Source organism: Photobacterium sp. OFAV2-7 (assembly GCF_022347985.1).
In the GTDB taxonomy this organism is placed as follows: domain Bacteria; phylum Pseudomonadota; class Gammaproteobacteria; order Enterobacterales; family Vibrionaceae; genus Photobacterium.
Map to the genome: position 1 here is coordinate 1 of NZ_JAKRFQ010000051.1, position 13,043 is coordinate 13,043.

Below are 13,043 nucleotides of genomic sequence, written 5' to 3' on the forward strand. Positions count from 1 at the left end.
TAAAAGACACTAATAGCAGAGGGTGGTAGTTTGAATGGATCAACTTAGAGCTTTAAAGTACTTTGTAAAAATTGTTGAGTTGGGAAACTTCAATAAGGCCGCTGCCTTCTTCTCTGTGCCACCATCGTCATTGTCTCGACGTGTTGCTGATCTTGAAGAGAGCCTAGGAGCTACGCTGCTAAAACGTACGACGCGCGTTGTGCAACCCACAGAAGTCGGGCGCGAGTATTATCAGCAGGTGAGTGAGGTGCTTGGTCAGCTTGAGAAAAGTAATGAGATGGTGAAGAGTTACCAAACTAAACCGAGTGGTAAGTTATCAATCAGCGCGATGGTTGGCGTGGGAGAACGTATTTTGCTCCCACTACTGGACGAACTGAGTGAGATGTACCCCGAACTGATTTTGGAAGTGCATATAAGTGATGAGCTTGCTGCTTTGAGTTACGACGAGGTTGATATTGCTATTCGCGGTGGTCACGCACCAAATGAGCGTGTGGTTGCGCTTCCTCTTATCGATAATACTTTTATTCCGGTTGCCTCCCCGGACTATCTGGCTCGTATGGGCACGCCAAAAACACCCTTAGATCTCCCCCATCACAAAGGGCTCTATTATCGTATGCCAACAGGCCCAAATCCTTGGTTGTGCGAGATAGAGGGCCAATGGTTAGATGTGTCTGCACCAGCCGTTGTGATCAGCAATGACGACAAGTGGTTACTGGATAAAGCGGTTAGAGGTAAAGGAATTTTAATGATGCCACGCTGGATACTTAAACCTTACTTCGACCGGGAAGAGCTGATAGAGATAGATATTGAACCGACCGTTAGCATCACTCAAAAGCCGGGTCTTGCAATCTATTTGCTTTATCAAAAACAGAGATATCACGTGCCAAAAATTAAAGTGGCCGTAGACTTCTTAGTAGAACGTATCAAAGGACATTACTGAGCCTTTCTTTGAGAAAGGCTCAGACAGCACAAAACTGCGCTGTGGCTTGTGATTTTTAAAGCCTTAGGTGCTCAAAAATGTTCAGAACTGCTCAAAGCGGAAACTTGCCTTCCCAGACGATCTGGCGATAACGCTCGGCGTTGGTATCGCCTTCGGTGCTGAAAATCATGACCACAGCATCTCGGCCAAGACCAAGGCTCTGCGCCACTTTCTGCCCTTCAGGGTGATTTGCCAGTAAGTGTAGAAGACCCATGGTAATTGCGCCTGACTCACCGCTGGTGATGCCCTGATCGCCTTTCAGCGGGTTACCTAGAATACGCATGCCGGTAGCGGCAACATTATCGTCAACAGAGACAAATACGTCGCTGCAGTCACGCAGGATCGGCCAGGTAACAGGGTTAGGTTCGCCGCAGGCCAAGCCGGCCATGATGGAGTTGAGATCACCGGTTACGTTGACCATGCTGCCGTCTTCGCTTGAGCCGGAACGGAAGATGCAGTCAGCGGCACTTGGTTCGGCAATGATGGTTTTAAAGTTCTCTGCGCCTAGTTTGTCGGCCAGGAAGCCAAGAACACCGCCAGCCATTGCGCCCACGCCAGCCTGAAGCATTACGTGTGTCGGCAGGCCTTCAGGCATAGCCGCTGCCTGTTCAATAGCCTCGTCAGCCATTGTCATGTAGCCTTGCGAAATCCATGTCGGGATCTTGTCGTAACCTTCCCACGCTGTATCTTGTACCAGCATCCAGCCGTTTTCTTCGGCGGTTTTGTTGGCAAGACGAACAGTATCGTCATAGTTTACGTCGGTAACGATGCACTCGGCACCCAGTCCCTTGATTCGGTTAACACTGGCTTGTGAAGAGCCTTTCGGCATATATACAACAGCCTTTTGACCCATCTCGCGGGCGGCCCATGCGACGCCTGTACCGTGGTTACCGGCAGTTGCAGTGGTAAATACCAGTGGTTTCTCTAGTTTCGAAGCAACTGTTTTCAGGTCGATCTCGGCAATATTCATTTCCAGATGTTCTACCAGTAGTCTGCCCAGGGCATATGAACCGCCCAATACCTTAAATGCATTGAGGCCAAAACGGTGAGACTCATCTTTGACCAAAATGGCTTTTACGCCAAGTTTGGCGGCAAGTTGAGGCAATGAAACCAAAGGTGTTGGCTGGTAACCCTCAATTTGACGATGGAATTCGCGGGTACGTTGTGCGATTTCTGTCGTGAACAGTGAACAGGTTTCACCGGTATAGAACTGGTTATTAGAGACGTTGAGCATAGTGACCACTTCGTAATGGTTGCAAATAATAGTGTTGTATCCGGCACTGTAGCGAATAAGGCCGAAAAAGCATATCCGTCCATGGTTTTGGGTGAGTGAACAATTCGACGGTGTTGGGTTAGGGCTCAAGTCACGGATATCGTTCTATGAGTTGATATTCAAACAAAAAAGGACTGATAATGCTTGGGCGTGATAGCAAGGCGTTTTTTGAAGTGACGTTGAAAATGAGCCTGATCGGCAAAGCCGAGCTGAGCTGATGTTTCTGCTAATGAATTGCCGGCTTTGAGCAATGCTTTAGCTTTCTTGACCCTTGCATCTAACTGTAGCGCGTGGGGCGACAGGCCATATACCTGGTTGAACTTTCGGATCAGATGATAGCGGCTAAGGCCAGCCTCAGTTGCAAGCTCTTCCAGCGGAAGGTTGCTATCAAGTTGGTCGAGCAACATTTCCCTTACTCGGCTCAGATGGGGGAGAGGGCGTTGTTCTCGCTTGGGAGCCTTGGTGTTATGGAGGTTGAAACAGCGCGCCAAATAGAGGATTAACTCGCTCTCGGTGGTAAGTGGGTTAGGTTCATTGAGCAGTGATTGGTATAAGGAATCAAAATGCTGGTAGAGATCCGGCGCTGTTTCGTAATGATTTAGGAAAGGGTGATAATCCGCGCCATCCCGGTTGAATAGTTCGGATTGAAGCTGTCCTATCCAGTTGGTTTCGACAAACAGCATACGATAAGACCATTCGCCGCTATCGGGGTTGCATGAGTGAATGTCTCCAGGATTAATGGTGACTGTGTTGGTGACGCCGATACGATTATTGACCTTTTGGTTGATGTATTGCGCTGAGCCGCAGTCAATCACGCCAAATGAAAACTCATCATGTGAGTGGGAGTGATAGCAGGCACTGGTTTGAGAGGCCTGGCGGATCTCGACCCAAGGCAGCGTCTTACACTGTGTCAGAAAAACCGTATCGTCTTGCTTCATTGCATTTCCCTCGCCCTGTTGTTTTCTTTCCCTAGTGCCCCAACAGCATGGATATGACAGACCCGCCCAAGAGCGCACCCATCGTGATATTAAAGACGTTTTGTCTTCTGGTGGTCGATAGATAGCGGCTGATGTAGTTTCCCGCCGCCGCCCATACCGATACGCCCGCGAAGCAGGCGATAAACGAAATCGCCGTAAAGCTGAATAAATATAGCACTGCGGGAGAGTGATTTAATACAAATAAGCTGATACCGGACATGGCGACCAACCATGCTTTGGGGTTGAGGGCTTGTGATAAAGCGCCCTCGGTAAAGGTTGGCGGGGTATAGTGTATTTGGTCTTGCTTCCCGAACCCGGTTGCGGTGGCAATTTTGAAACTCATATAGAGTAAGAAACTGCCTCCCAGCAATCGTAGGATGTCCATTATTTCGGGTAGGCGTGTCGATACCAGTTCAAGGCTCAGGCCACAGAGAAAGACAATCAAAGCGTATGCAATAGTGGCACCTAACACATGAGACAGGGCCTTGCGGTAACCTGACTGCGCCCCGGTACTGGCAGCAATAATATTGACCGGGCCGGGTGAAACTGCACCAACCAGAGTAAAGACAATCATTGAGAAAAAAACGGAAAGCATAATAAAACCCCGAGATAAAAAAGAATCCTCAGGGTAATTTGAGTAGCGCGAGCCGTATTGAACGATATTGCTCTACCGGCTCGCTAGTTGTTATTGAGGCGAGTTATCGAGAACTGTTACAAAATGATATGCGGCAGATAGCGTGACATGTCTTGGGTAACCCGCGAGGTATCTTCACGGATAGAGATCCCCCCCGCCTTGTCATCAACCAGCCAGCTGCCAATCAGGGTGTAATAGTCGCCAAATTTCGGTAGCGGATGGTAGGCCTGGTAAATTACTCCTTCATCACCGTAGGGGCCTTCTGTTCGCAGGGTTTGTCGGCCGTTCTGGACGATGTCGATATTGGCACCTTCCCGGGCAAAAATCGGCTTGATGATATAGTCCTTCAGTGTACCGAGCTGTCGGTCATCGGGGAAATAGGCGGGAAGCAGGTTGGGGTGACCCGTGAACTTTTTCCATAGCATCGGCAGTAATGCCTTGTTGCTCAGGACTGACTTCCACATCGGCTCCAGCCAGTTGACATTGGCGCCTGCCAGTTTGCTGCCGTACTCCTCGCGAAACATAAATTCCCACGGGTAGAGCTTGAACATCCAGCGGATCGGCCGATCTTTCAGATCGGTAAACTCGCCCTTGCCGTTCAGGCCGATGTCTTCGACATGGACGAAGGCAGTGGAGAGGCCGGCCTCTTTGGCGCAGTCTTCCATGTATTGCACGGTGCCGCGGTCTTCTTCGGTATCTTTGCAGCAGGAGAAATGCAGGGTCTGGCCCGGCTGGCGGTTGGCCAGTTCTTGAAAACGACCCATCAGCAGTTCCTGCAGAAGGTTGAATTGATCGGCATCGCGTCTTATAGCACCGTTGTTGACCAGATCTTCCAGCCATAACCACTGCCAAAAACCGGTTTCGTAGAGGGAGGTCGGTGTATCGGCATTGTTTTCGTAGAGCTTGGCGTGTCCCTTGCCGTCGTAGGCAAAATCGAGCCGCGAGTAGAGAGAGGGCTCATTGCGCTGCCAGGAGTCGAGGACGTTTTGCCACATCGACTCGGGAATTTGAAATCGTTGCAGCCAGTACTCATCCCGGACGACGGTATCGACGATCTCGAGGCACATCTGGTGAATTTCTTCCGTGGGATCTTCCAGATCCCGCTCGATCTGTTCGAGCGTAAACTGGTAGTAGGCAGTTTCGTCCCAGTAGGGTTGATCGTACATGCTATGAAAGCCGAAGCCATACTCTTTGGCAAGTGCCCGCCAATGTGGCCGCTCTTTACTCTCAATTCGAAGCATGCTTTTTCCTTATACTGCTGTTTTATAACAATAACCAGAGTGTACATGGCTTGATGGCTGTTGGCAGTAGCTTGAGTAGCAGTTTTGGAACAGAGTTTGACCGAGGAGTGGTAGAAGAAGGCCTCTTCAATGGTTGGTTAGTGATGGAGGGAAGAGGCCTTTTGTACCAATAGCGGACGCTAGCTTCGCGTAATAGTTCGGTACTAACATCCCGAAGGAATGCACAATCCAGTGTATGGGAGAGGTTTAGAGTAAAAAACCTAATTGACTAAATTCTAATCAGTCTTAATGATGTCAGCTCCAATTACCAGTTATATAGTGAACTGGCAATTGGAGGTCGGCGAAATCAACCGTATCAGTGCAGGCAGACTTAACTTAGCGGAAAAACAGCTGGCTAAACGGGTTCAGCAAGGTGGCAAGTCCATTGGTAAAGTGCAATGGGGCGTCGAGTAGTGTCAGACACAGGCAATCCTGATCAGCCCGGGTTTTGGGGGCATGGTGATGTGCCGAGGTCTGGACAATAAAATCACCGGGCTTGTAGGTGGCATGTTCATCCATAAACTCACCGGCAAGCACGAGCGTGATCTCCTGCCCCTGGTGAGTGTGCTGCGGCAGCGAGCTGTTGCAGTCCATGTAGATGAAGTTCATTTTGCTGTGACCGCCGGTAGTGACACTGGCACGCTTGATGTTTCCGGGCAAGCGGCTCCATGGCCCGATATGATCTTCATGACGTTGAAGCGCCCGGGGAAGCCGGAACTGTTTATTGTTGATCTCAATGTGTGCAATGGTGGCGGCAACGACGTCATCCTGAGGGACCTCATCCTGGCTCAGAATATTGTCAAGCAGGTCATTTAGCTCTTCTGATAGCGCTTCAGACGGTGTTTCTGATGGTACCAGTGCCAGCTCCTGAGCTTGGTTATTTTCTAACTCGGCAACTCGGGCCCGGCAGTGGCTGCATAACTCCAGATGCGCACTTAGCATGATACTTGAAGCCGGGTCTAGCTCGCCTGCCGAATAGCATGCCAGTATGTCATCAGTAGGGTGAAAGCGGATATTACTCATCCAAAGCCTCCTTCATTTTCTGCAAGGCTAACCGAAGCCGGCTTTTTACTGTGCCCAACGGCACGCCTAATGCGTCAGCCGCATCCTGGTGGGACGCCCCCTGCAAGCAGATAAGCCGGACAACTTCGGCTTGAGCTGGCGGCAAGGTATCAACAAGCTCTTTTAACTCGCGATGTACGATGGCATGAAACTCTTTGGGAAGGCGATCCGGATCGACGTCTTCGCTAAGTGTCGGCCACAGATCATCCCCCTGAACCCAATCATTTTGGTGTTTGGATTTACGAAGAAGATCGAATTTCACATTACGGGCGACAGAGTAGATCCACGTTAAAGCGGCACCTTTGGACTCATCGTACAGGTGGGCCTTTAACCAGATCTTTAACATCGTTTCCTGGACAATTTCCATTGCCATTGTGTCATCCCTCAACTGTTTGCGCGAAAAGTTGAGTAGTTTGGGTGCCAGCAGAACAAACAATTTTTCATAGCTCTGCTTACATCGAGAATGAGCAATATTAAACAGTAACGATGCCACATCGACAGCGGGCAGTTCTTCGTTGAGCATGGGCTCCTTGATCTTCTCGGAGTGAGTATTTCGACTGATTTTTATCATCGTTCTACTGCAAGCATGGGATCAATACCTGTTTAACGCAACAATCTGGTATATCGATCACTCTGGCGGAACATTGTTTTAAGGTAGCGGAGGCAGAGGGTTGGCTCAGGTTGCTTTAATAGGCGTTGTTTGGTCTGAACAGGTAATGGAAGCAGCTCCAGCCATCGCCAGCAAAGCCAGCATGGATCAGTGTTAAAGTCATACCCGATATCGGTGGGTGGCTGGTGGTAGGCATTTTCCGCCTGCCACTGCTGTAGCTGGGTAACGACTCGGTCTCTTTCGCTCGCTTTTTTGTCGGAGTGCCATAAAGGAAACAAACTCGCCTTGAGAAGACGGTCGGATTTGTGATGCTGCTCGGCATCGACTTTTCCCCAGAGACTAAGCTCAAGCTCGACCTTAATCTGTTCCTCGGAGAGCCAGTCAACACTCTCAATAGTGGCGAACGTCACTATATCTCCTGTCTTGTTGGCCGTCTCACCATCGTTACCTAGCATGACAATCCAAATTCCTTCAGTGCGTATTGCCTCGAGGATGGTTTGACTAAAAAGCATTCCGCTGCCTCTGATTTGGTGCTTCTGTTGAGGCAGTAGGTGTTCAGTGGTCGCTAGTACTGGCAGGGTACGTGAAACAAACAGTTCTTGCGGCACAGGCATCTCCGGATAGTCTTTTTTTATTCATTACGCAGCAAGTGAGCATTTAGATGACTGCAATAAAAAATCCTGTGAAATGATTGGCCTAGCCTTTTAAAGCAGAATTTTGTCTGGATTTTATGATCGAATGAATGACCTTGTTCGTAATTATTCCCGACCAACAATGAACAGGAAGAGGGTATTCGAATGAAAGCCAATTCGTTAGCGTTAGTGTTAGGTTCGGCATTTTTATTATCGGGTTGTTTGCTTGAAGATGAGCCCCAGTTACGCGTGACTCACGCCAGTAGCGATGCACCACTGGTTGCAATCACGCTAAACGGCAAAGTGGTTGGCGGGCTGGAGGAAGTGGATTATCAGGTAGCAAGTGGGTTTTTGAACCTTGAGGAAGGTACTTACAACGTCGGTGTCGAGGCATTGCTTCCCGGCGATGAGAAAGTCGAGGTGATTGGGGCTAATCTGGACTTTGCACCAGATATGCAATATGACGTTATTGCGCTTAACAATGCCGCGGCTATTGAAGCTGTTGTGCTTAGCCGCGAGAGCATTGGGCCAGGAACGGGTGAAGTCCGAATTGATGTATTGCATGCACATCCTGATGTACCAGGCGTAGATATCTATCTGACGACTGAAGAGAGTATCGATGGAGCACAACCTGCTGTTGGCGGGCTGGAGTTCAAGATTGACGATATGACGTTGCCTGTCACTGTCGAAGCCAGGACCTATCGAATTCGAGTTACCCTAGCTGGCGAGAAAGACGTCGTTTTTGATAGTGGTGAGCTTGAGCTGGCTGGAGGAAGTGACTTGATGATTACTGCGGTTCCTAATGTGGACGGCGGAGCAGATTCGCCAGTTAACCTTTTGGTTGCTGACGGACAGAGCGTGACAGTCTTGCGAAGCAAAGAAGAAAAGGCGGCAGTAAGAATAGTACATGCCGTGGATGATGCTCCCGAGGTGGATGTACTGGCTTCGGATGAGCCGGTCGATGGACTCACTATGATTGCTTTCAGGGAGTTCCGTAGCCTGGATCTTACCCCAGACACTTACGATTTGAGTGTAGCAGCATCAATTGATAACAGCTTAGTCGTTATTGAAGCGCCGGACACCAGCTTTGAAGCGGGCACCACGACCAGCATTTATGCTGTCGGTAAACTGAACAGTATTACTGATTCAACTATTGAGCCATTGGTTATCGCAGAAGACCTGCGTTCTGTTGCCCTCTATAGCAAGGTGCGGGTGGTACATGCCAGCCCAACGGCCGGTGACTTAGGTCTGGTTGATATTCATGCTTCGGCAGATGGTGTGTTTGATGAGACAACGGCTGTCCTCAAAGGGGTTGATTTCAAGGATACCGCCACATTAAACGTGCCTGCCGGTACTTACTTCCTGGCAGTGATTCTGGCCAGCGATGATACCTTCACTCCGGCTGTCGAAGCCATGGCCATGGTCGAAGATGGTGGTGTCTACTCAGTGGTCGCTACGGATGATTTTGCCGGTGGACTTGTACTGAATGTCGATAATACCGCACCCTAGCTCTAACAATTTTTGAAGTGTTATCTGTTCGAGCCAACCTTTGCCAGCCGTAAGGCTGGCTTTTTTCGGACTGGTAGTATGATCAAATCGCTGTTAGTACAACGCTACCTGTTTTTCGCCCTTGTTCGACATAGGCATGGGCTTTCGAGGCTTCTTCGAGGCGATATTGTCTATCAATGACAGGTGTTAGTTTTCCACCTTCGATTAACCGCTTGATAAAAACCATCTCTTCTTTGCTTTCATTTGCGATCCCGGCAATCACTTTTTGCCGTCCTGACCTCGCTGTCCAGAACATCTGGCTAAATTCGAGTAATCCGCCGGCTGCGGTAACAAAGATACCCTGCTTGGTGAGTGAAGAGCGGCAGTAAGACAATGACAGGTTTCCGACGGTATCGAAGATGATGTCGTATTGTTCGCTATTGTGAACAAAGTCTGATGTTTGATAGTCGATAACCTGATCTGCCCCGAGTGATAATATTTGCTCGGTTTTCTTGCCGCTGCAAACACCTGTGACTATTGCTCCCAAGTACTTGGCAAGCTGAATCGCGTATACCCCTAGTGCCCCAGAAGCACCGTTGATCAGTACTTTGTGTCCGGGCTGGATTTTAGCCTTGTTCAGAAAAATGAGTGAAGCGGTTGCACCAAACGGTACGGCGGCGGCTTGTTCGAAACTGATATTGGCAGGCATGGTGACCAGGGCGCTGTCCTTGGCTACACATACATAGTCGGCATTCGTCCCCAAGGCCATCCCTGTACCGCCAAAGACCTTGTCTCCGACTTCAAATTCTGTGACACCACATCCTGCTGCCTCAACCGTACCGGCAAACTCGGAACCGAGTACCTTCCGCTTGGGAGTTATTAGGCCGTTGGCAAACCTGACAGCAAAGGGATCGGCCTTGCGCATCTTCCAGTCACCGGAAGATACAGTTGATGCGTGCACCCGAACTAATACTTCATTTTTTTGTGGTCTTGGAGTGATGATGGTTTGCAAACTCAGTACATCGGGAGAGCCATATTTCGAATAGACGATTGCTTTCATGAATGCCTCTTGTTGGGGAGCTATGTTGTTGTGGTATAGATAATAGGAACGATGTTCAGGCAATACTTGATAATTTCTGCTGTGGTATGGTTATTGGGCAGATTGAAACTAAGGAAGCGGGTATCAATGGAAACGGATCTTCAGCTCATTAAGCGACTGGTTAGCCAGATTGAAGACAACCTGGCCGATGAGGCGGATATAGTCAGCCTTGCTGCATCTTTTCAGGTTTCACCGTGGCATTTTCAGCGATTGTTTAAAAGTCTGGTGGGTGACACGCTGGGTAACTATATTCGGGGACGACGGCTGACGCGAGCGGCTCATCTGCTACTGAACACGCAGTGGGGGATCATTGATATTGCTTTTCATGTCGGATTCAACTCCCATGAGGCGTTTACTCGTTCATTTAAGTCGCATTTTCAGCTCACCCCCAAGCAATTCAGGCAGCAAAGGCCTGCGGTTAGACAAAATGAAAAGCCGCTGCTGACAGTGGATTTGTATCAACATTTTGCCCGAAACATGCAGCGAGAACCTACTATCATCAAACGGCCTGAACTGAGTATTGTCGGCTTTGAAATCAGCATTTCTTCTCCGTTTTTATCACCTGATGGTTACTGTGATCTGCTGGTTGAACCTTGGATGAACCTGTTTAATCGACAGGGTGAAGTCGAAAATAGACTGCCGGATACCTTCTATGGCCTTACTGTTAGCCCATCTGGCAATTTTACCGAAGAGTCCCTGAACTATATTTCTGCTGTGCCGGTTACTTCGCTTGGTAAGCTACCACAAGGAATGGTTGTGCATACCTTTCCGGAGCAATGGGTCGCGATGTTTGATGTCCACACGGTCGACGCCGATACTGTCGGTAAAACCATGGATTACATTTACGGTTACTGGTTGCCAAACTCCGGTTATAAGAGAGGTCTCGGTGATGATTACGAGTATTTCGAAGGCACGGAGTACTTTGATCTCTCTAAGCTCAAGTCCAAGTATGTGATCCCGCTTGATGTCAGCCAGTAGACATCAGATTCAAAGCAAATCATACGGTTTAGCTCGGGTTTATCAGTAAGCGTAATGTCGCCGTGCATCCCCGAGCCGGATTTGACTTTAGCTCAAAGCCCCAGCCATAGCTTTGGCACAAGCGCTTGACAATAAGAAGTCCGAGACCGTGCTCGGTTTCGGTGCTGCCAGTCAGGCCGCACCCGGTATCGGTCACGCTGATGTTATTGCTGTCAATATGGATGGTGATCTGTCCCTGCTGGGTAAAGCGAATAGCATTATTAACCAGATTTTTGAGGATCATTGCCAGCACCGGCTCGGGCAGGTTGAGCCGGGTTTCAGGCGTGATCTCAAGTTTTAGTGCCACACCGTCTTTGAGTTTGGCGCGGAACTTATCCAGCGGTATTTCATTTTCACTGACCATTCTCATGGCGCCCGCTTCGCTGGCATTCTCTTGTTTAACAATATTCAGCAAAACCTCAACGGTTGCATGCATGTTGGTGGCCGCGACGAGAATGCGGTCCCGTTGCTTGGCCTGAAAAATCGGATCGTCCTTCATTCCCTGGAGGTTAGCGGCGCCAAGCACGATGGCGATGGGGGTTTTTAGCTCGTGGCTGGCATATTTGGCGAACATCAGCTCCTGTCTGGCGAGGCGTTCTTTCATTTGCTTGTACTCATTCAAATGCCTGGTAAGGGTCTGCAATTCGTCAATCGAACGCTCCGAGACTGAAAACTCGTCATTATGATTGTGTTGCAACTGGTGGCTAAGTTCGGTGACAGGGGACATTAATCCATCAAACACCCGTTGCAGGGAGAAGCGCAAGAACGTAATTAAAAATACTATTAGTGCAAACGATATCAGCATTAGTACGTGCCAGCCGTCATCACCAAACTCGATAGCCCGTGCGTCAATCGTCAGATAGAGCGGCGTTTCATTTCCCTGAATATCGGTGAAAGTCGAGTGGAAAACGACGAAACCATCCGCGAAATACGAACGGTGTCGAGTGATACCATTTTCTTTAAAGGGCATTAGCGCCTTGACTCTTTCTGGCAGTGCGATTTCGCTGTAGTAGGCGCTTACATGCGGACTGAGCTGGGCGAAGTCATTTTGTATCAGCGTGTAGTGCTCAGTGGCAATTTGTTCAAAGGACGCCAAATGCTTACCTATCTGGTTATCTTCATTAATCACCAAATACATAGAGAAAGGAAAAAAGACCAGAAAAGACGAAACCAATGCGATGATTGAGAAAATGAAAAGTAATCTCGCTTTGACATTCTTAATCGTGTTGCCGTGAAAGGACTTAAACATTTTGATTACTCTTCCAGCCGAAAGCCAAATTTAGGCACGGTAACCAACATGGCTTTTTTGAAAGGCTTATCCAATACATTGCGCAGTAAATAGATATGCCCACGCAGGAGATCTTTATCAGGTGAATCATCGCCCCAGATGGCATGGATGAGAGTTTCGCGTGATACAACCTCTGGCGCAGCTTTGACGAGCATGGTTAGAATTTGGTACATCACCGGGGTGACGGTTAACTCGACATTTTCACGGGTGATCCGGTGCGAGTTTTGGTCGATTTTCAAGTTGCCGAACTGAATGATGGAGCTGGCGACTTCTCCGCGATAGCGCTTGATAATGGCACCTAGGCGAACTTCTAGTTCCTGAAAATCAAAGGGCTTGGTTACAAAGTCATCGATACCGCTTAGATAGCCGTTGAGCAAATCTTCTTTGCCGTTCAGGGCTGTTAGCATCAGGATAGGCGTCGTACATCCTTGTTCCCGGAGTTCTCTGGCAACCTGCAAACCGTCTTTTTTGGGCATCATCACGTCAAGAATAATGGCGTCGAACTCGTTTTCGAGCGCGAGCTTGAGGCCTCGTTCTCCATTGGCGGCAAAATCAACGTCTGCTCCTTTCACTTCCAGGAAGTCGGCCAGAATACCTTGCAACTCGTCATTATCTTCAACGATTAATATTTGTTTGTTAGTCAGCATGTTGCCTCGGAAGTTTCGGAAGTGAATGGTATCTGGTTTCTGCTTTATGGCCTCTAT

At 49.0% G+C, this 13,043-nt stretch carries 13 protein-coding genes; 3 read left to right on the plus strand and 10 right to left on the minus strand.

What is annotated here, in order from left to right; genetic code table 11:
- Positions 1-34: 34 nt before the first annotated feature.
- Positions 35-940 carry a LysR family transcriptional regulator gene (locus MHN01_RS05775; protein WP_239410446.1) on the plus strand — a complete coding sequence of 302 codons (906 nt, stop codon included), beginning with the start codon at positions 35-37 and terminating at the stop codon, positions 938-940.
- Between the two features lie 91 nt (positions 941-1,031).
- Here MHN01_RS05775 and dpaL read toward each other — a convergent pair whose 3' ends face one another.
- From dpaL to MHN01_RS05810, 7 genes are all read right to left on the minus strand, one after another.
- On the minus strand, positions 1,032-2,213 hold the full coding sequence (gene dpaL / locus MHN01_RS05780; protein ID WP_239410447.1) for a diaminopropionate ammonia-lyase: 1,182 nt from the start codon (positions 2,211-2,213) through the stop codon (positions 1,032-1,034).
- Between the two features lie 158 nt (positions 2,214-2,371).
- Complete coding sequence (locus tag MHN01_RS05785) at positions 2,372-3,190, minus strand: AraC family transcriptional regulator (protein WP_239410448.1); 819 nt, start codon at positions 3,188-3,190, stop codon at positions 2,372-2,374.
- Between the two features lie 31 nt (positions 3,191-3,221).
- Complete coding sequence (locus MHN01_RS05790; RefSeq protein WP_239410449.1) at positions 3,222-3,824, minus strand: LysE family translocator; 603 nt, start codon at positions 3,822-3,824, stop codon at positions 3,222-3,224.
- Between the two features lie 116 nt (positions 3,825-3,940).
- Positions 3,941-5,104 carry a glutathionylspermidine synthase family protein gene (locus MHN01_RS05795; RefSeq protein WP_239410450.1) on the minus strand — a complete coding sequence of 388 codons (1,164 nt, stop codon included), beginning with the start codon at positions 5,102-5,104 and terminating at the stop codon, positions 3,941-3,943.
- A gap of 375 nt (positions 5,105-5,479) precedes the next feature.
- Positions 5,480-6,166, minus strand: coding sequence for a ChrR family anti-sigma-E factor (locus tag MHN01_RS05800; protein WP_239410451.1), 687 nt, complete (start codon positions 6,164-6,166; stop codon positions 5,480-5,482).
- The gene (locus MHN01_RS05805; protein ID WP_239410452.1) at positions 6,159-6,776 is read right to left on the minus strand and encodes a sigma-70 family RNA polymerase sigma factor; all 618 of its coding nucleotides are present in this window, start codon (positions 6,774-6,776) and stop codon (positions 6,159-6,161) included. The genes MHN01_RS05800 and MHN01_RS05805 overlap by 8 nt, the downstream gene beginning before the upstream one ends.
- Before the next feature lie 32 nt (positions 6,777-6,808).
- Positions 6,809-7,423, minus strand: a complete 615-nt coding sequence (locus MHN01_RS05810) for a hypothetical protein (RefSeq protein WP_239410453.1) — start codon at positions 7,421-7,423, stop codon at positions 6,809-6,811.
- A gap of 189 nt (positions 7,424-7,612) precedes the next feature.
- Here MHN01_RS05810 and MHN01_RS05815 point away from each other — a divergent pair, with 189 nt between their 5' ends.
- Positions 7,613-8,956: a DUF4397 domain-containing protein gene (locus MHN01_RS05815; RefSeq protein WP_239410454.1), complete on the plus strand. Its 1,344-nt coding sequence runs from the start codon at positions 7,613-7,615 to the stop codon at positions 8,954-8,956.
- Positions 8,957-9,038: 82 nt separating this feature from the next.
- On the opposite strand, the gene MHN01_RS05820 is transcribed toward MHN01_RS05815, so the two are convergent.
- Positions 9,039-9,995 carry an NAD(P)-dependent alcohol dehydrogenase gene (locus MHN01_RS05820; protein ID WP_239410455.1) on the minus strand — a complete coding sequence of 319 codons (957 nt, stop codon included), beginning with the start codon at positions 9,993-9,995 and terminating at the stop codon, positions 9,039-9,041.
- A gap of 126 nt (positions 9,996-10,121) precedes the next feature.
- Here MHN01_RS05820 and MHN01_RS05825 point away from each other — a divergent pair, with 126 nt between their 5' ends.
- Entirely contained in the window at positions 10,122-11,012 is an 891-nt protein-coding gene (locus MHN01_RS05825) for a helix-turn-helix domain-containing protein (protein ID WP_239410456.1), read from the plus strand.
- Positions 11,013-11,040: 28 nt separating this feature from the next.
- Here the strand turns inward: MHN01_RS05825 and MHN01_RS05830 are convergent, their stop codons facing one another.
- Together MHN01_RS05830 and MHN01_RS05835 are read right to left on the minus strand one after the other, a co-directional pair.
- Positions 11,041-12,300 carry a HAMP domain-containing sensor histidine kinase gene (locus MHN01_RS05830; protein WP_239410457.1) on the minus strand — a complete coding sequence of 420 codons (1,260 nt, stop codon included), beginning with the start codon at positions 12,298-12,300 and terminating at the stop codon, positions 11,041-11,043.
- A gap of 5 nt (positions 12,301-12,305) precedes the next feature.
- Positions 12,306-12,986 (minus strand): response regulator transcription factor, encoded by a 681-nt coding sequence (locus tag MHN01_RS05835; RefSeq protein ID WP_239410458.1) that lies wholly within the window; start codon positions 12,984-12,986, stop codon positions 12,306-12,308.
- Positions 12,987-13,043: the final 57 nt, after the last annotated feature.

Coding starts and splice junctions, on each gene's coding strand:
- MHN01_RS05835 (WP_239410458.1), bottom strand. CDS start 12,986: ATGCTGACTAACAAACAAATATTAATCGTTGAAGATAATGACGAGTTG.
- MHN01_RS05820 (WP_239410455.1), bottom strand. CDS start 9,995: ATGAAAGCAATCGTCTATTCGAAATATGGCTCTCCCGATGTACTGAGT.
- dpaL (WP_239410447.1), bottom strand. CDS start 2,213: ATGCTCAACGTCTCTAATAACCAGTTCTATACCGGTGAAACCTGTTCA.
- MHN01_RS05815 (WP_239410454.1), top strand. CDS start 7,613: ATGAAAGCCAATTCGTTAGCGTTAGTGTTAGGTTCGGCATTTTTATTA.
- MHN01_RS05785 (WP_239410448.1), bottom strand. CDS start 3,190: ATGAAGCAAGACGATACGGTTTTTCTGACACAGTGTAAGACGCTGCCT.
- MHN01_RS05800 (WP_239410451.1), bottom strand. CDS start 6,166: ATGAGTAATATCCGCTTTCACCCTACTGATGACATACTGGCATGCTAT.
- MHN01_RS05775 (WP_239410446.1), top strand. CDS start 35: ATGGATCAACTTAGAGCTTTAAAGTACTTTGTAAAAATTGTTGAGTTG.
- MHN01_RS05830 (WP_239410457.1), bottom strand. CDS start 12,300: ATGTTTAAGTCCTTTCACGGCAACACGATTAAGAATGTCAAAGCGAGA.
- MHN01_RS05805 (WP_239410452.1), bottom strand. CDS start 6,776: ATGATAAAAATCAGTCGAAATACTCACTCCGAGAAGATCAAGGAGCCC.
- MHN01_RS05825 (WP_239410456.1), top strand. CDS start 10,122: ATGGAAACGGATCTTCAGCTCATTAAGCGACTGGTTAGCCAGATTGAA.
- MHN01_RS05790 (WP_239410449.1), bottom strand. CDS start 3,824: ATGCTTTCCGTTTTTTTCTCAATGATTGTCTTTACTCTGGTTGGTGCA.
- MHN01_RS05795 (WP_239410450.1), bottom strand. CDS start 5,104: ATGCTTCGAATTGAGAGTAAAGAGCGGCCACATTGGCGGGCACTTGCC.